Below are 23,559 nucleotides of genomic sequence, written 5' to 3'. Positions count from 1 at the left end.
AGCGTCAATATTCGGCGGGCACAGGTTCCGCTGTCGTGTCGGGCGGCGAGGGGGCGCCCGCTGGCACGGCGGCGAGCGGGCCTTCGTCCGTCGCCGCTGCGGCAGGCTCGGGGTCGGGGAAGCGTCCGCCATATCGATAATCGTCGGCGGCATCGGTCAGGATCGGCGGATCGACGTCGACCGCCCCCAGTTCGCGAAACGCGTCATCGCTCATCATTTCGTCGCGATGCGCCCGCAGCCGTATCGCGACACCGTAGCTGTCCGCGCAGTCGAGGCACGGCGCGGCCCCGCTGCCTTGCGGCGCCAGCGCGTCGGGATTGGCGCTGAGGTGCGAATAGGATGCCGGACCGCCGGTTTCGCGGCCCAATCGTGTCCCGGCGGCCATTTCGCCCAGCAAAGCCCCGCCGGTGACGCCGGCGAGCAGGAGCGCCGACCAACGGAACAGGCGCGCGCCCGCGCGGCGACTCGCAGCGAAAGATAATTTCCTCGCCATCGGTAAATTTGGCCATGAACATGCGCCGGATGCAAGTCCGGCACCATGATATTGCCCTGCGGTCGGCCATTCGTCGACGGATCGACGCACTTCGTCTGTCAATCGAGCGGCTGTCCGCCCCGATCGATCCAAAGGCGATTCTGATGACGTCCAGAGGGTATCACCCCTTTGCGGGATATCGGAAGACGGTCTCCCCGGTCCGCCAACCGGTATCCCGCATCCTTTTGAAGAGAGGACTCCCCCATGGCGAAATTTTCTTTCCTGTTGGCAGCGCCGGTCGCGCTGGCCGGCTTTTCGGTTCCTGCCGCCGCCGAAGACGATGGCGAGCGGTACACCGCGGTCGTGCGTTATGACGACCTGAATCTGTCGAGCGCCGACGGCCGCGAGCGGCTGACCACCCGCGTCAAATATGCCGTCCAGAAAGTGTGCGGCATCCGGGTGCATTCCCGGCAGGGCCTTCGCGAACGTGCCGTGGCCAATCGCTGCAGGGATAGCGCGATGGCCGACGCCGATGTTAAACTGGCCGGCCTGTTCAACGGCGAAAGCGCCCGCCTGGCTGATCGCGGCCGGATCGTCATCGCCGCCGCGCCCTGACGAACCCCGCCGTATGTAAATCCCAAAAAAAGGCGGTCGTGCCCCTGTGGCATGACCGCTTTTTTGTTCAGGCGTGCATGATCGCCTTTACATCGTGGAGATAGGTGCGGCCGATGCGGTGGACGCCGCCTTCGCCCAGGTCGACGCTCCACGCGCCGTCGCCATGATGCTTCAATCCGACGATGCCTTCGCGGCGGATCATTTTCGACCGGTGGATGCGCATGAACTGATCGGGGTTCATGCGCGCTTCCAGCGACTTGATCGTCTGATGGATCAGCCAGCTGCGGCCGCCGACATGCAGGCGCATATAGTCGCGCTCGGCCTCGATCAGATCGACCTGTCCGGCATCGATGCGAAGCATCTCGCCGCGGTTCTGGACCCAGAATTCATTGATCCATCGGCTTTTTTGCGCCGGCGCGCGCTCGGTCGCGCGCCATTCGCGCACGCGCGACAGCGCGCGGGCCAGGCGGTCGGGCGACACGGGTTTGAGCAGATAGTCGACCGCGGCCACGTCGAACGCCGCCACCGCATAACGATCGAAGGCGGTGACGAAGACGACTGCGGGGGGATTGTCGAGCCCCTCGATCGCGGCGGCGACCTCCAGCCCGTTGAGATCGGGCATCGCGATGTCGCAGAGCACAAGGTCGGGCGCGAGCGCATCGACCATGCGGAGCGCCGAAGCGCCGTCGCTCGCGGTGCCGACGAGCGAGACGCCGTCCTGCTGTCCGGTCAATATCTGCAATCGTTCGATTGCCAGCGGTTCGTCATCGACGATCAGGGTGCGAAGTGTCTGTAGCATTTCAGCATGCCTCCCGTGCCAGCGGCAACCAGAGCGAAACGACGAAGCCGCCGCTTTCCGAAGGACCCCATTCGCATCCGGCGCTGGGGCCATAACGCGTCAACAGCCTTTCGCGGACATTGCCGAGGCCGAGGCCGGTTCCCGAGGCTGGGGCGGGAGCTTTCGGATCGATGTCGTTTTCGATGCGCAGCACCAGCAGGCCATATTCGGCGCTGGCGGTGAGGCGGACCGCGATCTTTCCCTTGCTCGGCGCGACGCCATATTTGATCGCATTCTCGATGATCGGTTGCAGGATCAGCACGGGAACGCAGGCGTTTTCCAGCTCTTTCGGCATGTCGACTTCGACCTGCAGCCGGTCGGGGAACCGCGTCTGTTCGATGTCGAGATAGAGGCGCTGGAGCGCGATTTCCTCGTCGAGGCTGACGAGCTGTTCGGGATCGACGGCAAGGCTTGAGCGGAGGAAGGAGGCGAGATTCATGATCATCGTCTCGGCCTCGCTCTTCGATCCCTTGAGCACGAGGGTCGACAGCGAATTGAGCGTGTTGAACAGGAAATGCGGATTGACCTGGTAATGCAGCGCGCGGAGCTGCGCGGTCTGTGCCTCCATGCGGAAATGATTGGCGCGGCGTTCGAGCGCGCGCATCTCGTTCGCATAGCCGAACGCGACATAGAGCGCGGCCCAGACGGCGAAGAAGAAATACCAGCGGATCGAGCTGTCGAGGATCAGCATCGTTTCCCACGCGACCGAGTATTTCGACTGCATTTCCTCGACGATCTTCGCGCTGTCGGAGACCGGGAACCAATAATAGAAAACCAGCAGATTGACCGTCGCATAGATGATCACGAGCGGAACCGCGGCACCAAAGGCGGCCGCCAGCCGGGCGCCGAAACTCTGAGGCTGGGCGCGCTGGAGCAGCTGATAGAGGACAAAGGTGCACAGGATACCGGCGACAACGACGATCGCGCGGCGGCCGGCGGACGGCCATTGCTCGGGCACGCCGGTCAGCATCGCGAGTACCGAGGTGATCAGGAAATAGATCGCCCACATGGCAATGATCGATCCGATCGCGACCCGGGGGTTCACGCGGGCGTCGGAGGCGCGCCAGTCGGGCGCCGCCGCCAACATTTTCGCGCGCTGATCGCGCAGCGCATCCTTGCGGTTTGAGATATTCATTATGCTGGCTTTAGCGCCAAAAGCCGACCGATGGCTAGCGGGCACCGGGCCGCCAGTCGAAGCTCTGCGCACCTTGGTCGAAAGCCGAAGGCCGGTTAGCCGGCCGGTTGCGGCAGTGCGCGGCGCCAGTTGCCGCGCCGGTAGATCGCCCACGCCATCGCCAGCGAGGCGAGGGACGAGAGCGGAAAGCTCCACCAGAGGATGTCGCTGCCGATCGCCGGATAACCGAAATAATAGATACCAAGGCGGATCGGGAACATCGACAGGAACAGGATGACGAGCGGCGGCACGACCGAGCCATTGGCCCGCAGCGTGCTGATCAGCACGATCGTCGTGCCGAAGGGCAGGAAGGTCCAGGTCGCGATCAGCTGGATATTGCGCGACACCTCGATCGCCGGGCTTTCGCTGCCGAGGAAGAGCGCGAGCGCGGCGCGGTCGAAGATCAGGAGGAGAGCGATCAGCGCGCCGGTCATCGCAAGGTTGATCGCGATGCCGCTGTTCGTGACGCTCGATACGCGGTCCCAGCGCCCGGCGCCGATGTTTTGCGCGGCCATCGAGCTGACCGCGGCGCCGACCGCGAGCGCGGGCATCTGGATATAGTTCCACAGCTGGAGCGTTGCGCCATAAGCGGCCGCGGTGACGAGCCCCTCGCGGTTGACGAGCCCGACCATGACGAGCCCGGCGCCCGAGATTACCAGCATCTGCGCGCCCATCGGCAGCCCACGGCCGATGATGAAACGCAGTTCGGACCATTTGGGAAGGAGATAGGACAGTTCATGCCCGCGCAGGCGCAGCACGTGGTTCTTGACGTAGAACCATCCGATCATGCCCGCGAGGCTGATCGCCCCCGCGACGGCCGTGGCCAGCGCGCTGCCCGCAATGCCAAGGCGCGGAAAGGGGCCGAGGCCGAGGATCAGAACGGGGTTGAAGACGATGTCGAGCACGACCGCAAGGATCATAAAGCGGAGCGGCGTCACCGCGTCGCCCGCGCCGCGCGAGGCCATCATCAGCGTCACGCTGAGCATGCTGGCGGGCACGGCGAGGAAGGTGACACGCAGATAATCATGCGCGAGTGCAAAGGCTTCGGTCGGGGTTTCGAGCCAGCGTAAAATCTGGTCCGACGCAAACCAGCCGATGATCGCGATGACGACCGCGAAGATCAGCGCAAGGCCGATCACGCCCCCGGTCGCGCGGCGCGCGGCGTCGATGTCGCCGCGGCCCATCGACTGGCCGATCAGCACCGTCGCCGCCATGCCGAAGCCGAAGAAGGCGCCGAACATCAGGAACATGATGATGTTCGCATTGGCGGTCGCCGCGAGCGCGCTTTCGCCGAGGAACTGCCCGACCCAGATCGCGTTCACCGAGCCCGACAGCGTCTGGAGGATGTTCGACGCGAGCGTCGGCAGCGCGAAGAGGATCAGCGTCTTGGTGATCGGCCCGTGGGTCAGGTCCATCCGCCCGTCGCGCGCGGTCTGGCGCGGCGGGATCGGCCCTGCGGCGGGGTCGGCCGCCGCGGCGACCGGGGTCGGCGTGACGGGCGCCTCTTCGCTCAACCCAGCCGTGCCAGTGCGGCGGTCAGGCGGTCGGCCTCGGCTTCCTTGGCGGCATGGTCGGCGCGCGCCTTTTCGACCGCTTCGGGCTTGGCGCGCTCGACGAACGACGGGTTGTTCAGGCGGCCCGCGAGGCCATCGCGCTCCTTCGCCGCAGCGGCGAGCGCCTTGTTCAGCCGGTCACGTTCGGCGGCGATGTCGATCACGCCTTCGAGCGGAACGGTGATCGTTTCGCCCTCCACAACGAGCTGCGCCGAGGCGCCTGCCGGAGCGGGATCGAAGCTTACGCTCTCGAGACGTGCAAGGCGGTCGAGCTGCGCCGCGAGCTTGTCGGTGCGGGGCTTGAGCGACGCCGGGAAATGCGCGGTCAGCCGCGCGCCCGGAGGCAGGCCGAGTTCGGCCTTGGCGGTGCGCAGTTCGCTGACGAGCTTGATCAGCCAGTCGATGTCGGCGCCGGCGTCGGCATCGCGCGCCGCGTTCGGCTCAGGCCATTTCGCGGTGATGAGCGGATAATCGGCGCGGTCGCCAAGGCCCGTCCACAGCTCTTCGGTGATGAAGGGCATGAAGGGGTGGAGCATGACGAGGATCTGGTCGAGCACCCAGCCCGCGACGGCCTTCGTCTCGTCGTCGATCGCGCCCTTGATCAGTTCGAGATACCAGTCGCAGAAACGGTCCCACGCAAAGCTGTAGATCGCGTTGGCGGCCTCGTCGAAACGGTACGCGGCGAAGGCTGTTTCCATTGCGGCGACGGTCGCGGCGACTTCGCCGATGATCCAGCGGTTGACCGGCAGCGTCGCGGCGGGCGCTTCGAAGTTGGCCGAGGCCGAAATGCCATTGGCTTCGCAGAAGCGCGCGGCGTTCCACAGCTTGGTCGCGAAATTGCGATAACCCGCGAGGCGCGCGTCATCCATCTTGATGTCGCGGCCCTGGCTTTCCATCGCCGACATGAAGAAGCGCAGCGCGTCGGCGCCGTACTGGTCGATCAGGCCGAGCGGATCGACGACATTGCCCTTCGACTTCGACATCTTCGCGCCATCGGGCGCGCGGACGAGGCCGTGGAGGTAAAGCGTCTTCCACGGCACGTCGCCCATGAACTCCATCCCCTGCATCGCCATGCGCGCATCCCAGAAGAAGAGGATGTCGAAGCCCGAGATCAGCACGTCGTTGGGATAGTGGCGCTTCAGGAGTTCGGTGTTCTCGGGCCAGCCGAGGGTGGCGAAGGGCCAGAGGGCGGAGGAGAACCAGGTGTCGAGGACGTCCTCGTCGCGGGTGAGCGCAACGCCAGCGCCAGCCTCGGCCTGTGCTTCTTCTTCGGTCTCTGCAACGAAGATGCTGCCATCCTCGGCGTACCATGCCGGAATCCGGTGGCCCCACCAGAGCTGGCGCGAGACACACCAGGGCTGGATATTCTCCATCCAGTTGAAGAAGGTCTTTTCCCACGTCTTGGGGACGATGTTTATGCGCCCGTCGCGCACCGCCGCCATCGGCGGCTGCGCGAGCGTTTCGGCGTCGACATACCATTGGTCGGTTAGCCAGGGCTCGATCACCACGCCGCCGCGATCGCCGAAGGGGGTCTGGATCGTGCGCGGCTCGGCGTCATGCTCGCCGCCGTCCTTGTCGATATGCGGGATCAGGAAGCCTGCTTCCTTCATGCGGGTCACGACGAGTTCGCGCGCACCTTCGACGCCATCACGCTTGAAGCGATGGAGCCCCAGATATTCGGCCGGGATCAGCCCGTCGGCGGTCTGGATCACGTTCGCGTCGCCGTCGAGCATGTTGAGCATCTCGCCGGCCTTGAAACCCGCGCGCTTGCCAACGTCGAAGTCGTTGAAGTCGTGCCCCGGGGTGATCTTCACCGCGCCCGAACCCAGCTCGGGGTCGGCATGTTCGTCGGGAACGATCTTGAAGCGGCGGCCGGTGATCGGCTGGAGAATATCCTTGCCGATCACGCTCTTGTAGCGCGGATCGTCGGGGTGCACCGCGACCGCCATGTCGGCGAGCATCGTTTCGGGGCGCGTCGTCGCGACGACGATAAAATCGCGACCGTCATCGAGTTTCACGCCGTCGGCGAGCGGATATTTGAAGTGCCAGAAGCCGCCCTGAATCTCGTGCGTCTCGACCTCGAGGTCCGAAATCGCGGTCTTGAGCTTCGGATCCCAGTTCACGAGCCGCTTGTCGCGGTAGATCAGCCCCTTTTTGTGAAGGTCGACGAACACCTTGACCACCGCGGCGGTGAAATGCGGGTCCATCGTGAACTGCTCGCGGCTCCAGTCCATCGAGCAGCCGAGGCGGCGGAGCTGGCCGGTGATCTGGCCCCCGCTTTCGGCCTTCCACTGCCAAACCTTGTCGATGAAATCTTCGCGGCTGTAGTTGGTGCGCTTGTCCTGCTGTTGCTCAAGCTGGCGTTCGACGACCATCTGCGTCGCGATGCCGGCATGGTCCATGCCGACGACCCACAAAGCATCCTTGCCGCGCAGCCGCTCGTAACGGACGAGCACGTCCTGCAACGTGTTGTCGAGGGCATGGCCGATATGGAGCGCGCCGGTGACGTTCGGCGGCGGGTTGACGATCGTGAAGGGTGTTGCGTCGGGACGCGCGGGGCGAAACAGCCCGCGGCTTTCCCATTCATGGGCCCATTTCGCCTCGATAGCGGCGGGATCGAACGTTTTTTCCATCGGCATAGCCGGGCGCCTTTGCCAGCCGGGGGGCGAGGCGGCAAGGGGGGATCGGTCCAACCTATGCCCGTTCGCGTCGTGCGTTACTCGAATTGAAAAGCCGTGTGCTCCCGCGAAGGCGGGAGTCCATCTCCGGTGGGTGCTATTTCGAACCGACGGGCGATGGGTCCCCGCCTTCGCGGGGACACCGTCGATTTTTACCGCGAGCGGGTTGGGAGGGTTCTATTTCTTCAAATGGCTGCCCAGCCAGTTGAACACCGTCTGGTGCCACTGGACGCTGTTCGCGCCCTTCAGCACCCAGTGATTCTCGTCGGGGAAGACGAGCAGTTCCGACGGGATATTGCGGCGCTGGAGCGCGGTGAAGGCGGCGAGGCCCTGGCTGTAGGGGATGCGGAAATCCTTTTCGCTGGTGATCACCAGCATCGGGGTCTTCCACTTGGTCACATGATTGACCGGATTCCACTTTTCGGGATCGGTGCGTTCCCACCAGGGGCCGCCATGATCCCATTCGTCGAACCACAATTCCTCGGTCTCGAACGCCATCGCGCGCAGATCGAACACGCCGTCGTGCTGGACGAGGCATTTGAAGCCGTCGGTCCACTGGCCGGCGATCCAGTTCATCATATAACCGCCATAGGAGGCGCCGAGCGCGCAGGTGTTATTGAGGTCGAGCTGCGCATCCTGCTTGCCCGCGGCGGCCAGGCCGAGCTTCAGATCCTCGAGCGGCTTGCCGCCCCAATCCTTGTTGATGCTGTCGGTGAAGGCCTGACCGTAACCCGTCGAGCCGTGGAAATCGATGGTGACGACGCCATAGCCCTGCTGTGCAAAAACGCGCGGGTTCCAGCGCGTCGACCAGCTGTTGCCGAAGCTCGACTGCGGCCCGCCATGGACAATGAAGGCCACCGGCAGCTTCTGGACCGGGCTGACCGGCTTGACGATCATCCCCCACACCTTGTCGCCGTTCGCGCCGGCGAACTGGACGCGGTCGAGCTCGACCGGGTCAAACTGCGCGAGCGCCGCGGCGTTGACCGCGGTGATCGGCTTCACCTTGCCCTTGGCATCGCGAACGAAAAGGTCGGTCGGTGCGAGCGCGCTGTTGCGCGAATAGAGGAGGGCGCCGCCGGGAAGCGCGGTGACGTCGCCGATATTGCCTTCGAAGGCTTCGGTCGTCGCCTTCAGCTTCTCGACCTTGCCCGTCGCGGCGTCGACGCGGAACACCGGATGTTCGAGCGTGTCCTGCGCGGTGACATAAAGCGACTTGCCGTCGGGTGCCCAAACGATCGAGCCGACCGAGCGGTCCCATGCGTCGGTCAGCTTTTTCGTCTCGCCGCTTTCGAGGTTGCGGAGCATCAGCACCTGCCGGTCGGCCTCATACCCCGGCCGCGCCATAGCGGCATAGGCGAGCCATTTGCCGTCGGGCGAAGGGGTCGGGAGGGTGTCGGTCGCCTGATTGTCCTGCGTCAGGTTCCTCGGCATCATCCGGCTGTCGACCAGCCAGCTATAGATGTCGAGATTGGTCGACATCGGCTCGTTCCGGTCGGCCTTGCGCAGCGTGAAAAAGACGGTGCGGCTGTCGGCGCCCCATGCGAGTTCCTCGCCGCCGCCGAACGGCTTCGACGGGCTGTCGCCGATCAGGCCGGCGTCGACCGGGCGCGCGGCGCTCGCCTTGCCATTGGTGAGGTTGAAGATGAACGGGCGGCTATAGGTGCCCGGGGTTTCCCAATGATCCCAGTGGCGGACGAAGCCTGCGCCATCCTTGTACAGGCGGCCGGTGCCCGGGCCGGGAAGCGCGCCCTTGTCCTTGGCGTCGCAGCCGAAGTCGGTGCATTCCTTCGCGATGTCGCCCCACGCGAGCAGCTTCGCGCCGTCGGGAGAAATCTTGAAGCCCGAAACATCGGCTTTGGTATCGGTCACCTGCGTCGCGGCGGCGCCCGCTTTCGGATCGATGCGCCACACCTGATCCTTGCCCGAGGCGTTCGAGAGGAAATAGAGGATGCCGTCCTTGTCGAAGGCGGGAGCGGTTTCGTTCTTGCCCGCGGTGTCGGCGATGGCGACAGGCTTTGCGTCCTTCGCATTGCGGTCGACGAGCCATAGCCCGGTCGAGCGCTTGTAGGTCGCAGCCTCGGTCTCGGTCATCTGGAACACGACCCAGCGGCCATCGGGCGATGCGGTCGGCGCGGCGACGCGCTTCAAGGTCGCAAGATCGAGCTCGGTCATCGGCCGGGCGAAAGCGGGGGTGGAGAGAGCGGCGGCGAGCGCAATCGCGCTGGACAGGATGTGGTTTCGCATGAAAGCGGTTTAGCGATGCGCCGCGCGGGTTCAAGGATGAACCGACCGCGATCGCCTCGATTCCCCGCTGCCGCTGAAAATCGGGGCTTGGCGATAATAAATCAAACCTCTCTGGCGCCGCGACGCCCGATGCGCCATCGGGCCGCCTGCAAGGAGATATCTGTGGCGAAGCCGGATTCGAGTCGGATTTTTTTACCGCTGCTGGCGGGCGCGAGCCTGCGCGACCGGGTGGTCGCCAGCGTCGGCGCACTTGTCGGTATCAGCCTCGCCGGCCTGATCTGCGCGGCGATGTTCCCGGCCACGATGCCGTGGATCATCGCACCGATCGGCGCGTCGGCGGTGCTGCTGTTCGCCGTGCCCGCGAGCCCGCTTGCCCAGCCTTGGTCGATCGTCGGCGGCAACGTCATTTCCGGCATTTTCGGCGTGGTCGTGGCACAGGCGATCGGCGAGCCCGCCTTCGCGGCCGCGCTGGCTGTCTCGACCGCCATCTTGGTGATGTCGCTCGCGCGCTGTCTGCATCCTCCGGGCGGTGCGGTCGCGCTCAGCGCGGTTCTCGGCTGGCAGAGCTTTTCGGGGCATGTCGCCGACTTCCTCGTGCCCGTGCTCATCAATTCGCTGATCCTTGTCGCGATCGGCATGCTGTTTCATCGTTTTTCGGGGCACAGCTATCCGCATCGCGCGCGGCCCGTCGACGGGAAGGCGGTTCCGCAGGAGCCGGTTGGGCTGTTGATGGACGATATCGACGGCGCGCTTGCCGATCTGGGCGAGACATTCGATATCAGCCGCGAGGACCTCGCGCTGCTGCTGGCGCGCGCCGAGGCGCATGCCGCTGAACGCGTCGCCAAGGCGCAGCTTGCCCTGGCGGGCAGCAAGTTGGCGGCGGAAAAAGCGAAAAAGCGGAAGCGCGAAAAGGTCGGTTCCTAACGGACGATCACGCCGCCCTTCATCACATGGTCGATCTTTTCGAGCACGGTGATATCGGCGAGCGGATCGGCCTTTACCGCGACGAAATCGGCATAGCGGCCCGGAACGATGGCGCCAACGTCGTCGCGGCCCATTTCGATTGCGGCGCGCCCGGTCGCCGACTGGATCGCCTGCATCGGCGTCATCCCATATTTGACCATGTTCGCGAATTGCCGGGCGTTGAGCCCGTGCGGATAGACGCCGGCGTCGGTGGCGTAGCCAATGTTGACGCCCAGCTCGACCGCGCGGTGGAAGGCGGCGCGCTGCGCATCGGTCGTTTCGCGGTTCTTGCGTAGATATTCCTCGGGCCAGCCTTCTTTCGTGCCGACCTCGTCGATGTAGGTGCCGTTGTAGATGTCCATCGCGAGCCAGGTGCCGTGCTTTTTCGCAAGCCGCAGCGTCGTCTCGTCGGCAAGGCTGGCATGCTCGATACTGTCGACCCCCGCGTTGACCGCATTCTGGATGCCGATCGCACCATGCGCGTGCGCGGTGACCTTCTTGCCGCGGGCATGCGCGACCTTCACGATCGCGCGCAGCTGCTCGATCGTCAGTTCGGGCGCACCGGGTTCGGTGCCGATCGCGAGCACCGCGCCGGTCGCGATCGTCTTGATGAAGTCGGCGCCATGATCGAGCAGGTAGGTCGTCTTCGCCGCCGCCTCCTCAGGCGTCGCGGCGACGCCGAGCCGCATGTCGGGCGGCAATTGCTCGTTCGGAACCACGCCGTTCAGCTCGCCGCCGCCCTTCGGGATCGTTAAATAGGCGCCCGCGACCCACATGCGCGGCCCGGGCACGTCGCCGCGCTCGATCGCATTGCGCAGCGTCACATCGGTAAGCCCGCGATAGGTGCCGACGTCGCGCACGCTGGTGAAACCCGCGCCCAGCGTGACCCGCGCGTTGCGCGCACCGACGAGCGCGGTTTCGGCGGGCGACGCCTTCATCGGCGCTGCAAGGTCGGCGCTCTGGCCAAGGTCGGCAAGGTGGGTGTGGAGGTCGATCAGGCCGGGAAGCACGGTGAAGCCCGACCAGTCGATCACCCTCGCGCCGTCGGGCGCCTTTCCGCACGTGGCGACCGCCTTGATACGCTCGGCCTCGACGGTGATGCAATGGCCGGTGCGGACCTCGTTCGAGAGGCCGTCGATCAGCCGCCCCGTTTCGATATAAAGCGTTTCGGCCGATGCGGGCGCCGCGACGAGCGCCGCCGCCAGCGCTGCGATCAGCCGGCCGTGCCGAATGCGTCGCACTGGCGTGGGTCCCCCGATTGCAGGCCGCGGCGCAGCCAGCTCATGCGCTGTTCGCTGGTGCCGTGGGTAAAGCTTTCGGGCACCGGCCGCTGGCCCGCCGAGCGCATCAGCGTGTCGTCGCCGATCGCATTGGCGGCGCGCATCGCCTCTTCCATATCGCCCACTTCCATGACCGGCTGGCCGGCGCTGGTCTTCGCGCGTGCGGCCCACACGCCGGCGTAGCAATCAGCCTGCAGTTCCATGCGGACCTGCAACGCATTGCCCTCGGCCTGCGATGCGCGCTGTTGCGCGCGGCGGACCTGATCCGAAATGCCGCTGATCGTCTGGATATGATGACCGACCTCGTGCGCGATCACATAGGCTTGCGCCGCGTCGCCTGCCGCGCCGAAACGCTGTTCGAGTTCGCGGAAGAAGCTGGTGTCGAGATAGACGCCCTGATCGGCAGGGCAATAGAAGGGGCCCATCGCCGCCTGCGCGGCGCCGCAGCCCGACCGGTTGGATTCGGTGAAGAAATTGAGCGTCGGCTTGCGATAGCCGGTGATAAGACCCTCCCACACGGTATGCGTCGATCCGAACACGTTGCAGGCGAAGCGTTCGCTTTGCGTATCGCAGGCGACATTGGTGCCGCCACGGCTGTCGACGGCCGGATCGGCGGTGCCGCTCCCGCTGCTGAGCATATTGGCGCCGGGGCCGAGCAGGAAAAAGGCGGCCGCACCGATGAGCAGGATCGTGCCGCAACCCATCTTGCGCCCGAGCAGCATCGGAAGGAATCCGATGAGAAGCCCGCCAAGACCACCGCCTCCGCCCCCGCCGAAACCGCCGCCGCTGCCTCGGCCAAGGTCACGGATGTCGTCGCCGGGATCATAGTCGTCGAGGCGCATGGGGCTTCTCCACCGGTAAATGGTCGTCTCGGCGCAAGTGTTACAGCAGCGCCGGGCAATTGGAAGGGGCTTCGCATATAATCGAGCCATTGCAATAGGCTGTGTTGCGGTGCACAAATCTCGCGCCCGCCAAACAAGGATCCTCGAGTCCATGCCACGCCGTGCCGCCCGCGCCGCGCTTCCGCTTCCCGACCTCGTCGTGCTCGTCCTGCAGGGCGGCGGCGCGCTCGGCGCGTTTCAGGCGGGGGTGTATGAGGCGCTGATCGATCTTGGCATCGAGCTCGACTGGGTGGCGGGGATTTCGATCGGTGCGGTCAATGCCGCGATCATCGCGGGGAACGAACGCGATCAGGCCGTGGGCAAGATGCGCGAATTCTGGGAGGGTGTGTCGTCGGCGCTGCCCTCGCTGCCGACCGCCGACAACGACTGGGCGCGCGAGTGGACGCATATGGCGGCGGCGGGGCAGGTCGCGGCCTTTGGTGTGCCGGGCTTTTTCATTCCGCGTTTCCCGCCGCCCGCCTTTGCCGCGCGGCAGACGCCCGAAGCGGTCAGTTTCTACGATACCGCGCCGCTGGCCCAGACACTCGACCGGCTGGTTGACTGGGACCGGGTGAACAATGGCAAGGTTCGGCTGTCGGTCGGTGCCGTTGCGGTCGAGACGGGCAATTTCCGCTATTTCGATACGAAACTCGAAACGCTCGATGCGCGGCATATCCTTGCCTCGGGCGCGCTGCCGCCCGGCTTGCCGCCGGTTGAGATCGACGGGATATGGTATTGGGACGGCGGTCTTGTGTCGAACACGCCGCTCGAACATGTCGTCGAAGCGGCGAATGAGGATATGCTGGTGTTCCAGGTCGACCTGTTCCCTGCGCGCGGCGATCGCCCGCACGACATGGAAGAGGCCTGGTCGCGCGAAAAGGACATTCGCTTTTCCAGCCGAACGCGCCGCATTTCGGATGGGCTGGTGCGGCGCCGCAAGGAGCACCGGCTGATCGACCGGATGCTGCAGAAATTGCCGCCCGAGTTCGCCGACCTGTCCGAGGTCAAGGCGGTGCGCAAGATGGTCGACTGCAAGGCGCTCAACGTCGTCCAGTTGATCCATGAACCGCCGTCATGGCAGACCGGCGCGCGCGATTTCGAATTTTCGCGCTCGACGATGGAGGTCAATTGGGCGCTCGGCCGCGATGCGGTCGAGGCCGCGATGAAAGACGGTCACCTGCTCGCCGACAGCATCGCCGAAGGGCGGTCGGACAGTTTCGCGGTGCAATCGAATGCGTTGCGACCAAAGGCCGAACCCGACGTTTCCTAGGGTTCGGACCCTTACTCTCTCCACCGAAAGGACTATCTTATGCGCCTCACAGGAAAGACCGCCCTCGTCACCGGATCGACGTCCGGGATCGGACTCGGGATTGCGAAGGCATTCGCAGCCGAAGGCGCGAACATCGTCATCAACGGGTTTGGCGATGCCGACGCGGTCGAAACCGAACGCAAGGGGCTGGAGGCGATCAGCGGCGGCAAGGCCGCCTATGACGGCGCCGACCTGACGAAGCCCGAGCAGATCGAGGCGATGTTCCAGCGTGCCGAAAAGGACTTCGGCGGCGTCGATATTCTCGTCAATAATGCGGGCATGCAGTTCGTCTCGCCGGTCGAGGATTTCCCGCCTGAGAAATGGGACATGATCATCGCGCTCAATCTGACCGCGGCTTTCCACACGATCCGTCACGCCGTACCCGTCATGCGCAAGAAGAAGTGGGGACGGATCATCGCCACCGCGTCGGCGCATTCGCTCGTCGCCTCGCCGTTCAAATCCGCCTATGTCACGGCGAAGCACGGGCTTGCGGGCCTCACTAAGACCGTCGCGCTCGAAGTCGCCGACGCCGGCATCACCGTGAATTGCATCAGCCCGGGCTATGTCTGGACGCCGCTCGTCGAGAACCAGATTCCCGACACGATGAAGGCGCGCGGCATGACGCGCGAACAGGTGATCAACGACGTGCTGCTGGCCGGTCAGCCGACCAAGCAGTTCGTCACCGTCGAGCAGGTCGCGGCGATCGCATCCTTCCTGACCCGCGACGAGGCCGCCAACATCACCGGCGCGAACCTCAGCGTCGATGGCGGCTGGACGGCCGCCTGACCGGCTGCGCCCTTGAGCAATCTCCTTCGCCCTCCTAAGGTTAACGGTAGAGGGGCCGGGGAGAAGAAGAGAATCATGGGTCGCACCATATGGGTTTTGGCGGTGGCGCTGGGCGTCACCTTGGGCGCTTGCCGTACCGTCGTGCCGCCGGTGCCGCCATCGGCGGCCGACGCGCCGCCGGACGAAACGGGAAGCTGGCGCGCGACTGCGACCGATGCCGACAAGCAGCGCATTCGCGGCTGGTACAGCAGCTGGCAGACGGCGCTAGCCGACGCCCGCGCGAAAGGCTTCGGCGCCGATATCGACCGCGAAGGCGTGCTGCTGCAACCGATGGCGGCCTTGCCCAACCCGCATCTGCCCGCCGGCGATTACCGGTGCCGGACGGTCAAGGTCGGCGCGCAGGGGCGCCGCGACCTCGCCTATATCGGCTATGGCTGGTTCCGGTGCCGCGTCACGCTCGAACAGGGGTTGTCGAGCCTGACCAAGATTTCGGGATCGCAGCGGCCGGTCGGGTTGATCTTTCCCGACAATCTGAAGCGCCAGATTTTCCTCGGCACGCTCGAACTTGGCGACGAGAAGATGGCGGTCAACTACGGCAGCGACCGGATGCGCGACATGGCGGGGCTGATCGAGCGGATCGGCGACAATCGCTGGCGGCTCGTGCTGCCCGCACCGGCGTATGAATCCTTGCTCGACGTGATCGAACTGGTCCCGGCGGGCTGACAAGAACAACAAGGGAATTAGCATGCGAATTTTGTGGATGAGCGCTGCGGCGCTGGCTCTGGCTGCGCCCGCAGCGGCGCAGACGCTCGGCGGCGAGGTCGAAAAGCAGATGCCGTCGCTGATGGCGATCTACAAGGATTTACACGCCAATCCCGAGCTGAGCTTCATGGAAGTCCGGTCGGCGGGCATCCTCGCCGCCGAAGCGCGCAAGCTGGGGTATAAGGTCACCGAAAAGGTCGGCGGCACCGGCGTCGTCGCGGTGATGGAAAATGGCCCAGGGCCGGTGGTGCTGGTGCGCGCCGACATGGATGGCCTGCCGGTCACCGAGCAGACGGGGCTGCCCGGCGCGTCGAAGATACGCGTGACCACGAAGGAAGGCGTCGAAACCGGCGTCATGCACGCGTGCGGCCACGACACGCATATGACCGCATGGATCGGCGTCGCGCGGCTGATGGCGGCGAACAAGGCCAAATGGTCGGGCACGCTGGTGATGATCGGCCAGCCCGCCGAGGAACGCGGCGCGGGCGCGCGCATGATGCTCGCCGACGGGCTCTACACGCGCTTTCCCAAACCGCAATATGTGCTGGCGTTCCACGACGCCGCGCAGTTCCCGGCGGGCAAGATCGGCTATACGGCGGGCTATGCGCTCGCCAATGTCGACAGCGTCGACATCACGGTGAAGGGGGTGGGCGGTCACGGCGCTTATCCGCAGACGACGAAAGATCCGATCGTGCTCGCGAGCCGAATCGTCGGCGCGTTGCAGACGCTCGTCTCGCGCGAGATCAGCCCACTCGACAGCGCCGTGGTGACCGTCGGCAGTTTCCACGCCGGGGCGAAGCACAATATCATTTCGGACGAGGCGAAGCTCCAGCTTACCGTTCGCAGCTATAGCGACGAAGTGCGCGATCACCTGCTCGACGGCATCGCGCGCATCGCGAAGGGCGAAGCGATCGCCGCGGGAATGCCCGACGACAAGATGCCGGTCGTGAGCGTCGACAAGAATGAATATACCCCTTCGACCTTCAATACCCCGGAATTCACCGAGGAGATGGCGGCCTATCTGAAAACGAGCTTCGGAAACGATCGCGTCGTGCAGATGCCGCCGGTGATGGGCGGCGAGGATTTCAGCCGCTTCTGGCGCGAAGACAAGAGCATCAAGAGCCTGATCGTCTGGGTCGGCGGCGTGCCGCAGGCCGAATATGACGCGGCGAAGAAAGAAGGGCGGACCTTGCCCAGCCTTCACTCGCCGTTCTGGGCGCCCGACGCGCCCGCGGTCATCTCGACCGCGACCGAGGCGCTGACCGCGATGACGATGAAGCTGATGGCGAAGAAGTAGGAGGCGCGGAACCCGGCGGGAGGCACCAACCCCGCATCTACTTGGCCGCGCCGCCGTTCTCCAAATAAATTGGGATGGACCTGCTCGCGAGGCTGTGGTGAGCAAAGGGCATGTCGTTCAACGAACCTGCTCCCGGCTTGTCCGCATGCCTCACTGACCGGGAAATGGAAATTCTTCGCCTGTTGGTCGCCGGACATACGGTAAAGACCATCGCAGCGCGTCTGGGCCGTTCGGAAACGTCAATTAATGAGCGTTTGCGCTCTGCCCGCCGTAAGACGGGGGTCGGCAGCAGCCGCGAATTGGCGCGCCTTCTGGACCTCCAAAAAACTTGTGACGAAAATATCGATCTTTCGAGACAGCGCTCCGCCGTGGAGGACTTTGGGCACACCGCAACCGTCGGGGTTCGCGGTTCGAAAGGAATGATCGTCATGCTCATCGCAATACCCATGGCTGCCGTTGGTTTAATGGTCGCAGCCGCACCGTCCGCCGATCAGGTCGGGGCACCGGACGCCGTTTACAGCGCCGCACCCAAGCAGCTGCCACTGGTCGGAAGCTGGTCGCTGGACGCATCGCAGATGCCGGAAAAGGAACGCCCGCAACGGGTCACGATGACTTTCCAACCATCGCACGACGGTAAATGGACGACACGTGTGGAAGTCGTCGCGCCGGACGGCTCCAGCCGGCATTCAGAATCGACTGCCGCTCTTGACGGCGTTCCCGTACCGATCACCGGCAATATGGATTTCATCGATAGTGTTGCCCTGCGTCAGCCGGCGCCGGACACATTGGTGATGACACTCGGAAAGGCAGGCGCGCGGGTGTCAACCCGAGTCTATACCGTCACCAAGGATTCGAAATCCATGACCGAAACGATTGTTTGGTCCAGCGACAATCGGCAAAAATTGGAAACGACGCGTTTTAATCGAATTGATTGATCGCGGCCCGGCTTCCACCGCCGGCTTCACAGGGAGCTAGCAAGCTAAACCGTCCGAGGTCAGGTTTGCCCGAGTCATGCCTGCGGTGGCCACGAGACGCCGGCCCTCACGCCTTGCGCAATCTGCAAAGTTGCACGCGCACCAACAACGCCCCTCCCAACCTTCGGCCCCCGGACTTGCCGCCGGGGGCTGCCTTGTCCTTTTTCGCGATGTTGGAACGAACCGCTGCGACCATCATCATTCCTTGAAGGCGGCAAAGCTGCCGCCGCGTCCGGCGCCTTCGGTAAAGCGTTTGGCTCCCGCCGCCGCGCCTTCGCGTAGCGGGGCAACCCCGGCGTGCGCTTCGCGCGCAAGCGCGCCTTCGATGTCGAAATCCCATTGGCGATACGCGCTGAGCCGGTCGCTGTTCATGCAGATTTGCGGAAAGGTGGCGATCTGTTTCGCGAGCTCGATCGCGGCAGCAAGCGCCTGGCCGTCGGCAACGACGCGGTCGGCAAGGCCGATGCGCTGCGCCTCGTCGGCGGCAACCGGCCGACCGGTCAGGATCATGTCGAGCGCGCGGCTCTGGCCGACGATGCGCGGCAGGCGAACGGTGCCGCCGTCGATCAGCGGCACGCCCCAGCGGCGGCAATAGACGCCGAAGACCGCGCTCGCCGCTGCGACGCGCAGGTCGCACCAGAGCGCGAGTTCGAGCCCGCCGGCGACGGCGTGGCCTTCGACCGCGGCGATCACCGGCTTTTCGAGCAGCATGCGTGTCGGCCCCATCGGGCCGGGGCCGTCGGGGTCGTAGCGCGACGTGCCGACCGCATTGAGGTCGAATCCCGCGCAGAAATGCCCCTCGCTGCCGGTCAGGATCGCGACCCGCGCGTCATTGTCGGCGGCGAAGGCCGAAAAGGCATTGCGCAGGGCAATCGCCGTATCGGGATCGACGGCGTTGCGGCGCGCGGGACGGTCGATGGTGACGATCGTGACGGGTCCATCCTTATCGACAAGCACGCTCATTCGAACACTCCTCCTGCGTTGCTTGCAGCGTGGCGGGAGGCGAGGGGACTTGCAAGCGGCGGGGCGACACCCTAAATAAATGACATGCGGGCCGGGCCCCTCTGGCGTCGGCGGGATATATCCCGCCACGTGATGTCGGACCGCATCGGGTGACTCCGATGCTCTGGCCCTATCTCCCCCCTGTTTCCGGGGTCCCGGCATCGGCGTCACCTGCTTGATTTCTCAATCAGGAGGCCCTTTATGACTTTGAATCCCAATCTTTATCGCCTGACCGTGCTGCATCGCCAGCTCGACGATGCCGAACGCCGCGAGGTGCGCCGGCGCGGCGCCGATCCGTTCCGCCTGCTGCGCCTGAAAACGCTGAAGCTCGCGGTGAAGGGACGGCTTGCCGCGCTGACCCTGGCTTCTTTGGGGCGGCCCGCGTTGCGCCCGGTGCTCGCGCGCTAATCCATCATAACTAAGGACCGAGCACGCTGCCGAAAGGCGGCGCGCTCGGCATATCCAGGGAAATCACCATGGAATTTCTGTTTGCCGACTGGCTGGGCACCCCGGCCTGGTTCTGGCTGTCGTTCATCGCGCTCGTTATCGCGCTCACCGCCTTCGACCTTGGCATCCTCAACAAGGAAAACAAGGAGATGGGGATCGGCGAGAGCCTCAAGCTCTCGGCGCTCTACATCGGTATCGCGACCGCGTTCGGCGCGTGGGTCTGGGCCGCGAAGGGCGGCGAGGCCGGCCTGCAATATTACACCGGCTTCTTCATCGAGAAGGCGCTGTCGATCGACAATATCTTCGTCATCTCGCTGATCTTCACGACCTTCGCGATCCCGCCGCGCTACCAGTATCGCGCGCTCCTTTGGGGCATCGTCGCGGTCATCGTGCTGCGCGGCATCATGATCGCGGGCGGTGCGGCGCTCGTGACCGAATATGGCTGGCTGCTCTATATCTTCGCCGCGTTCCTCGTGTTCACCGGCGTGAAGATGCTGTTCGCGAGCGAAAAGCCGATGGATGTGAAGGGCAATCCGGTCGTCAAATGGCTGTCACGCCGGATGCCGATCACCGACGAACTGCACGGCGAAAAATTCTTCGTGCGCGTGCCCGATACGAAGACCGGCAAGATCGTGCTCGCCGCGACGCCGCTGTTCCTCGCGCTCGTGGTGATCAACCTCGCCGACCTCGTGTTCGCGGTCGACAGCGTGCCGGCGATCTTTGCGATCACCACCGACACTTTCATCGTCTACACGTCGAACATCATGGCGATCCTGGGCCTGCGCGCGCTCTATTTCGCGCTGTCGGCGATGGTGCACCGTTTCCACTATCTCAAATATGCGCTCGCGCTGGTGCTCATCTTCATCGGATCGAAGATCTTCGTCGCCGACTTTGTGCTGGACGGGGCGAAGTTCCCGCCGCTCGTCAGCCTTGGCGTGACGGTCGCGCTGATCGCGGGCGGCATCATCTGGTCGCTCGTCAAGACGCGCGAGGAAGAAGCCGCATTGCCGCAATAAAAATGTCCGCCGGAAGCACAAGGGCTTCCGACGGACAGGCTTTCCTCCCCAGGAAAGCTCGGGAGGCACGGGGGTCGGGTCGCTGGCCCCCGCGCCAAGATGGGCGACGCGGGGGTTGCAACGGGCCCCCGCGTCTAACTCGTTACGCGGCGAATTGATTCATCGTGTTATCCTTGCCCGCGGCCTTGAGGGCCGCTTCGCCGGCGAAATATTCCTTATGATCGTCGCCGATGTCGCTGCCCGACATATTCTGGTGCTTCACGCAGGCGATGCCCTGGCGGATCTCGGCGCGCTGGACGCCCTTGACGTAACCCAGCATTGCCTCGTCACCGAAATATTCCTTGGCGAGATTGTCGGTCGACAGCGCCGCGGTGTGATAGGTCGGCAGCGTGATCAGGTGATGGAAGATGCCCGCGCGCTTCGCCGAATCGCGCTGGAAGGTACGGATGCGGTTGTCGGCTTCGTCGCCGAGCGGGGTGCCGTCATAATCGACGCTCATCAGCTTGGCGCGGTCATAGGCGCTGACGTCCTTGCCGTCCTTTTCCCACGCGTCGAACACCTGCTGGCGGAAGTTCAGCGTCCAGTTGAAGCTCGGCGAATTATTGTACGCGAGCTTCGCATTGGGGACGACTTCGCGGATGCGGTCGACCATGCCGGCGATCTGTTCGATGTGCGGCTTTTCGGTTTCGATCCACAGCAGGTCGGCGCCGTTCTGCAAGCTGGCGATGCAATCCATAACGCAGCGATCTTCGCCGGTTCCCGAACGGAACTGATAGAGGTTCGAGGGCAGGCGCTTCGGACGCATCAGCTTGCCGTCGCGGTTGATCAGGACGTCGCCGGGGTTGCCCGCGCCTTCGACCTCTTCGCAATCGAGATAGCTGTTATACTGGTCGCCGAGGTCGCCGGGTTCTTTCGAGAAGGCGATCTGCTTGGTCAGGCCGGCGCCGAGGCTGTCGGTGCGCGTGACGATGATGCCATCCTCGACGCCGAGTTCCATGAAGGCGTAGCGGCAGGCGCGGATCTTCGCGATGAAGTCCTCGTGCGGCACGGTGACTTTGCCGTCCTGATGGCCGCACTGCTTTTCGTCCGAGACCTGATTTTCGATCTGGAGTGCGCAGGCGCCGGCTTCGATCATCTTCTTGGCGAGAAGGTACGTCGCCTCGGCGTTGCCGAAGCCCGCGTCGATGTCGGCGATGATCGGCACGACGTGCGTTTCATGGTTGTCGATCGCGGCCTGAACCTGCTTCGCCTTCAGTTCGTCACCCTCGGCGCGTGCAGCGTCGAGTTCGCGGAACAGGCCGCCGAGTTCGCGGGCATCGGCCTGACGGAGGAAGGTGTAGATTTCCTCGATCAGCGCCGGAACGCTCGTCTTTTCGTGCATCGACTGGTCGGGCAGCGGGCCGAACTCGCTGCGCAGCGCTGCGATCATCCAGCCCGAGAGATAGATGTAGCGACCCTTGACGGTGCCGAAATGCTTCTTGATCGAGATCATCTTCTGCTGCGCGATGAAGCCGTGCCAGCAGCCAAGCGACTGGGTGTAGTTCGCGGGATCGGCGTCATAGGCGGCCATATCGGCGCGCATGATGCGCGCGGTGTAGCGCGCGACGTCGAGGCCGGTGCGGAACTTGTTCTGGGCGCGCATGCGGGCGATGCTTTCGCCGCTGATGCCGTCCCACGTGCCGTCGTAGTCGCGGATGAGGCGGCCTGCCTGCGCCATGTCTTCCTGATAACCCATCGTCGTATCCTTGTGCGGAGGTGATGGGTGGAAGGTGGCGAAACTGCCGCCGAAAGTGAAAAGCTTTGTCAATAATATTTGTGAAATATGCCTGATAGGTGTAAAATAGCGTGTAAATTAGTAAAGAAAGTTACAGGCGATGGCGGAGCGGCGGGTGTTTGCGGGGCCGGCGGTGCGCAAGGTGCGCCGCGAGGCGGGGATGACCCAAGCTGCGATGGCAGAGGCGCTCGATATTTCGCCGAGCTATCTCAACCTGATCGAGCATGGCCAGCGGCCGCTCAGCGCCACGGTGATTGTGAAGTTGGCCGAACGCTTCGGGTTCGATGCGGCAAAGCTCAGCGCCGAAGACTTGCCCGGGGGGCTCGCCGGGCTGCGGCGGCGGCTCGCCGACCCGCGCTTCGCCGACCTCGGTATCGGAACGCAGGAGGTCGAGGAATGGGTGCAGAGTGCGCCTGCGACCGCCGCAGCCTTTGCCCGGCTCTTCGATGCGGCGGGCGAAGCGGCGGCGCCCGCGCTCGCCGAAGCGCCCGAAGTCGATGCGGTGCGCCGCGCGATCGAGAAATGGCGCAACCATTTTCCCGATCTCGATGCGCGCGCCGAGGAATTGGCGGATGAACTGCGGCTCGCGGGCGGCGATCTTTACGGTACGATTTCCGAGCGTTTGCGCACGCGGCACCAGCTTGGCATCCGGATCCTGCCGAGCGACGTGATGCCCGACCGGCTGCGCTGGCTCGACTGGCACGCGCGGCAATTGATGCTGAACGAGCTGCTGCGCCCCGCGTCGCGGACGTTTCAGGCGGCGGCGACGCTGGCGCAGATCGAGGCGAAGGCCGAGATCGACGCGCTCGTCGTGGGGGCGGAGTTCGCCGAGAGCGCCGCCGCGCGATTGTTCGAGCGCCACCTGATCCACTATTTCGCCGCGGCGCTGATGATGCCGTACAGCCGCTTTCTGCGGGCGTGCGACGCGACGGGCTATGATCTGCTGCTGCTCCAGCGCCGGTTCGGCGCGGGTTATGAGCAGGTCGCGCACCGGCTGACAACGCTCCAACGCGTCGGCGCGCGCGGACTGCCCTTCTTCATGCTGCGTATCGACCGCGCGGGGCTGGGGAGCAAGCGCTATGCAGGGGCGAGCCAGTCGCCGCTCGTCGACGGCGACGCGCGCTGCCCCTTGTGGGGCGTCCACGAAGCCTTCGCACGGCCGGGCGAGGTGGTTGCCGATCTGGTCGAACTCGAAGACGGCTCGCGCTGGTTCACCCAGTCGCGTTCGGTCGCCGCGCCCGGCGCGACCGGAAGCGGGACACCCGCGCGTTTCGCCGTCTGCGTTGGGGTCGATGCCAAGGTCGCGGCGCCGCTGATCGCGGCGCGCGGGATCGACTTGATGCGTGAGCGAGCGACGCCGATCGGGCTCGGCTGCCGCCGCTGCACGCGCACCGGCTGCGTCCAGCGGTCGATGCCGCCGCTGGGGCGTCCGCTGCGTTTCCGTGAGGGCGAACGCGGGGTGAGCGCGTTCGATTTCGCCGGGGACTGAGGCTT

Annotated in this window: 20 protein-coding genes; 10 read left to right on the top strand and 10 right to left on the bottom strand. The window is 64.9% G+C overall.

The features are described from left to right. Nucleotides 1-4 precede the first annotated feature (4 nt). Nucleotides 5-493 (bottom strand): hypothetical protein, encoded by a 489-nt coding sequence (locus V8J55_RS14885; RefSeq protein ID WP_336446383.1) that lies wholly within the window; start codon nucleotides 491-493, stop codon nucleotides 5-7. 243 nt (nucleotides 494-736) lie between these two features. Here V8J55_RS14885 and V8J55_RS14880 point away from each other — a divergent pair, with 243 nt between their 5' ends. Then, nucleotides 737-1,087, top strand: a complete 351-nt coding sequence (locus V8J55_RS14880) for a UrcA family protein (protein ID WP_336446382.1) — start codon at nucleotides 737-739, stop codon at nucleotides 1,085-1,087. A gap of 67 nt (nucleotides 1,088-1,154) precedes the next feature. Here the strand turns inward: V8J55_RS14880 and V8J55_RS14875 are convergent, their stop codons facing one another. The 5 genes from V8J55_RS14875 to V8J55_RS14855 form a co-directional block, all read right to left on the bottom strand. Continuing rightward, nucleotides 1,155-1,886, bottom strand: a complete 732-nt coding sequence (locus tag V8J55_RS14875; protein ID WP_037510520.1) for a LytR/AlgR family response regulator transcription factor — start codon at nucleotides 1,884-1,886, stop codon at nucleotides 1,155-1,157. A gap of 1 nt (nucleotide 1,887) precedes the next feature. Beyond that, a complete protein-coding gene (locus V8J55_RS14870) occupies nucleotides 1,888-3,060 on the bottom strand; it encodes a sensor histidine kinase (protein ID WP_336446381.1) in 1,173 nt (390 codons plus the stop codon). 95 nt (nucleotides 3,061-3,155) lie between these two features. Continuing rightward, nucleotides 3,156-4,613, bottom strand: coding sequence for an MATE family efflux transporter (locus V8J55_RS14865; protein ID WP_336446380.1), 1,458 nt, complete (start codon nucleotides 4,611-4,613; stop codon nucleotides 3,156-3,158). Further along, on the bottom strand, nucleotides 4,610-7,291 hold the full coding sequence (locus V8J55_RS14860) for a valine--tRNA ligase (RefSeq protein WP_336446379.1): 2,682 nt from the start codon (nucleotides 7,289-7,291) through the stop codon (nucleotides 4,610-4,612). The genes V8J55_RS14865 and V8J55_RS14860 overlap by 4 nt, the downstream gene beginning before the upstream one ends. Nucleotides 7,292-7,507: 216 nt before the next feature. Beyond that, nucleotides 7,508-9,574, bottom strand: coding sequence for a S9 family peptidase (locus V8J55_RS14855; RefSeq protein ID WP_336446377.1), 2,067 nt, complete (start codon nucleotides 9,572-9,574; stop codon nucleotides 7,508-7,510). Between V8J55_RS14855 and V8J55_RS14850 the strand changes: the two genes are divergently transcribed. Further along, nucleotides 9,563-10,498, top strand: a complete 936-nt coding sequence (locus tag V8J55_RS14850) for an HPP family protein (RefSeq protein ID WP_336446376.1) — start codon at nucleotides 9,563-9,565, stop codon at nucleotides 10,496-10,498. The genes V8J55_RS14855 and V8J55_RS14850 overlap by 12 nt on opposite strands. On the opposite strand, the gene V8J55_RS14845 is transcribed toward V8J55_RS14850, so the two are convergent. Both V8J55_RS14845 and ypfJ read right to left on the bottom strand, forming a co-directional pair. Further along, complete coding sequence (locus V8J55_RS14845) at nucleotides 10,495-11,769, bottom strand: amidohydrolase family protein (protein ID WP_443030833.1); 1,275 nt, start codon at nucleotides 11,767-11,769, stop codon at nucleotides 10,495-10,497. The two genes, V8J55_RS14850 and V8J55_RS14845, sit on opposite strands and share 4 nt — an antisense overlap. Further along, nucleotides 11,751-12,659 (bottom strand): KPN_02809 family neutral zinc metallopeptidase, encoded by a 909-nt coding sequence (gene ypfJ, locus V8J55_RS14840; RefSeq protein ID WP_336446374.1) that lies wholly within the window; start codon nucleotides 12,657-12,659, stop codon nucleotides 11,751-11,753. The genes V8J55_RS14845 and ypfJ overlap by 19 nt, the downstream gene beginning before the upstream one ends. A 151-nt stretch (nucleotides 12,660-12,810) precedes the next feature. Here ypfJ and V8J55_RS14835 point away from each other — a divergent pair, with 151 nt between their 5' ends. The 5 genes from V8J55_RS14835 to V8J55_RS14815 all read left to right on the top strand — a co-directional run bounded on the left by V8J55_RS14835 (nucleotide 12,811) and on the right by V8J55_RS14815 (nucleotide 17,787). Next, the gene (locus V8J55_RS14835) at nucleotides 12,811-13,968 is read left to right on the top strand and encodes a patatin-like phospholipase family protein (protein WP_336446373.1); all 1,158 of its coding nucleotides are present in this window, start codon (nucleotides 12,811-12,813) and stop codon (nucleotides 13,966-13,968) included. A gap of 39 nt (nucleotides 13,969-14,007) precedes the next feature. Continuing rightward, nucleotides 14,008-14,793 carry a 3-hydroxybutyrate dehydrogenase gene (locus V8J55_RS14830; protein WP_336446372.1) on the top strand — a complete coding sequence of 262 codons (786 nt, stop codon included), beginning with the start codon at nucleotides 14,008-14,010 and terminating at the stop codon, nucleotides 14,791-14,793. A 75-nt stretch (nucleotides 14,794-14,868) separates the two neighbouring features. Next, a complete protein-coding gene (locus V8J55_RS14825) occupies nucleotides 14,869-15,516 on the top strand; it encodes a DUF4893 domain-containing protein (RefSeq protein WP_336446371.1) in 648 nt (215 codons plus the stop codon). 22 nt (nucleotides 15,517-15,538) lie between these two features. Further along, a complete protein-coding gene (locus V8J55_RS14820) occupies nucleotides 15,539-16,852 on the top strand; it encodes an amidohydrolase (protein ID WP_336446370.1) in 1,314 nt (437 codons plus the stop codon). Nucleotides 16,853-16,962: 110 nt separating this feature from the next. After that, complete coding sequence (locus tag V8J55_RS14815; RefSeq protein WP_336446369.1) at nucleotides 16,963-17,787, top strand: helix-turn-helix domain-containing protein; 825 nt, start codon at nucleotides 16,963-16,965, stop codon at nucleotides 17,785-17,787. Between the two features lie 237 nt (nucleotides 17,788-18,024). Here V8J55_RS14815 and V8J55_RS14810 read toward each other — a convergent pair whose 3' ends face one another. Beyond that, nucleotides 18,025-18,789, bottom strand: a complete 765-nt coding sequence (locus V8J55_RS14810; protein WP_336446368.1) for a crotonase/enoyl-CoA hydratase family protein — start codon at nucleotides 18,787-18,789, stop codon at nucleotides 18,025-18,027. A gap of 240 nt (nucleotides 18,790-19,029) precedes the next feature. On the opposite strand from V8J55_RS14810, the gene V8J55_RS14805 reads away from it, so the two are divergent. After that, on the top strand, nucleotides 19,030-19,236 hold the full coding sequence (locus tag V8J55_RS14805) for a hypothetical protein (RefSeq protein WP_336446367.1): 207 nt from the start codon (nucleotides 19,030-19,032) through the stop codon (nucleotides 19,234-19,236). 68 nt (nucleotides 19,237-19,304) lie between these two features. Continuing rightward, nucleotides 19,305-20,291 carry a TerC/Alx family metal homeostasis membrane protein gene (locus V8J55_RS14800; RefSeq protein ID WP_137887767.1) on the top strand — a complete coding sequence of 329 codons (987 nt, stop codon included), beginning with the start codon at nucleotides 19,305-19,307 and terminating at the stop codon, nucleotides 20,289-20,291. Between the two features lie 142 nt (nucleotides 20,292-20,433). Here V8J55_RS14800 and V8J55_RS14795 read toward each other — a convergent pair whose 3' ends face one another. Next, a complete protein-coding gene (locus V8J55_RS14795; RefSeq protein ID WP_336446365.1) occupies nucleotides 20,434-22,026 on the bottom strand; it encodes an isocitrate lyase in 1,593 nt (530 codons plus the stop codon). A 139-nt stretch (nucleotides 22,027-22,165) separates the two neighbouring features. On the opposite strand from V8J55_RS14795, the gene V8J55_RS14790 reads away from it, so the two are divergent. After that, nucleotides 22,166-23,554 carry a helix-turn-helix domain-containing protein gene (locus V8J55_RS14790; RefSeq protein ID WP_336446364.1) on the top strand — a complete coding sequence of 463 codons (1,389 nt, stop codon included), beginning with the start codon at nucleotides 22,166-22,168 and terminating at the stop codon, nucleotides 23,552-23,554. The last annotated feature ends 5 nt before the right edge of the window (nucleotides 23,555-23,559 follow it).

The organism is Sphingopyxis sp. CCNWLW2, assembly GCF_037095755.1.
Taxonomy (GTDB): Bacteria; Pseudomonadota; Alphaproteobacteria; order Sphingomonadales; family Sphingomonadaceae; genus Sphingopyxis.
This window is presented reverse-complemented; position numbering and strand designations above follow the sequence as displayed.

Bases quoted from the DNA above. Each gene is read 5' to 3' on its own strand.
- V8J55_RS14885 (WP_336446383.1), bottom strand. From the start codon at position 493: ATGGCGAGGAAATTATCTTTCGCTGCGAGTCGCCGCGCGGGCGCGCGC.
- V8J55_RS14880 (WP_336446382.1), top strand. From the start codon at position 737: ATGGCGAAATTTTCTTTCCTGTTGGCAGCGCCGGTCGCGCTGGCCGGC.
- V8J55_RS14875 (WP_037510520.1), bottom strand. From the start codon at position 1,886: ATGCTACAGACACTTCGCACCCTGATCGTCGATGACGAACCGCTGGCA.
- V8J55_RS14870 (WP_336446381.1), bottom strand. From the start codon at position 3,060: ATGAATATCTCAAACCGCAAGGATGCGCTGCGCGATCAGCGCGCGAAA.
- V8J55_RS14860 (WP_336446379.1), bottom strand. From the start codon at position 7,291: ATGCCGATGGAAAAAACGTTCGATCCCGCCGCTATCGAGGCGAAATGG.
- V8J55_RS14855 (WP_336446377.1), bottom strand. From the start codon at position 9,574: ATGCGAAACCACATCCTGTCCAGCGCGATTGCGCTCGCCGCCGCTCTC.
- ypfJ (WP_336446374.1), bottom strand. From the start codon at position 12,659: ATGCGCCTCGACGACTATGATCCCGGCGACGACATCCGTGACCTTGGC.
- V8J55_RS14835 (WP_336446373.1), top strand. From the start codon at position 12,811: ATGCCACGCCGTGCCGCCCGCGCCGCGCTTCCGCTTCCCGACCTCGTC.
- V8J55_RS14830 (WP_336446372.1), top strand. From the start codon at position 14,008: ATGCGCCTCACAGGAAAGACCGCCCTCGTCACCGGATCGACGTCCGGG.
- V8J55_RS14825 (WP_336446371.1), top strand. From the start codon at position 14,869: ATGGGTCGCACCATATGGGTTTTGGCGGTGGCGCTGGGCGTCACCTTG.
- V8J55_RS14820 (WP_336446370.1), top strand. From the start codon at position 15,539: ATGCGAATTTTGTGGATGAGCGCTGCGGCGCTGGCTCTGGCTGCGCCC.
- V8J55_RS14815 (WP_336446369.1), top strand. From the start codon at position 16,963: ATGTCGTTCAACGAACCTGCTCCCGGCTTGTCCGCATGCCTCACTGAC.
- V8J55_RS14810 (WP_336446368.1), bottom strand. From the start codon at position 18,789: ATGAGCGTGCTTGTCGATAAGGATGGACCCGTCACGATCGTCACCATC.
- V8J55_RS14805 (WP_336446367.1), top strand. From the start codon at position 19,030: ATGACTTTGAATCCCAATCTTTATCGCCTGACCGTGCTGCATCGCCAG.
- V8J55_RS14800 (WP_137887767.1), top strand. From the start codon at position 19,305: ATGGAATTTCTGTTTGCCGACTGGCTGGGCACCCCGGCCTGGTTCTGG.
- V8J55_RS14795 (WP_336446365.1), bottom strand. From the start codon at position 22,026: ATGGGTTATCAGGAAGACATGGCGCAGGCAGGCCGCCTCATCCGCGAC.
- V8J55_RS14790 (WP_336446364.1), top strand. From the start codon at position 22,166: ATGGCGGAGCGGCGGGTGTTTGCGGGGCCGGCGGTGCGCAAGGTGCGC.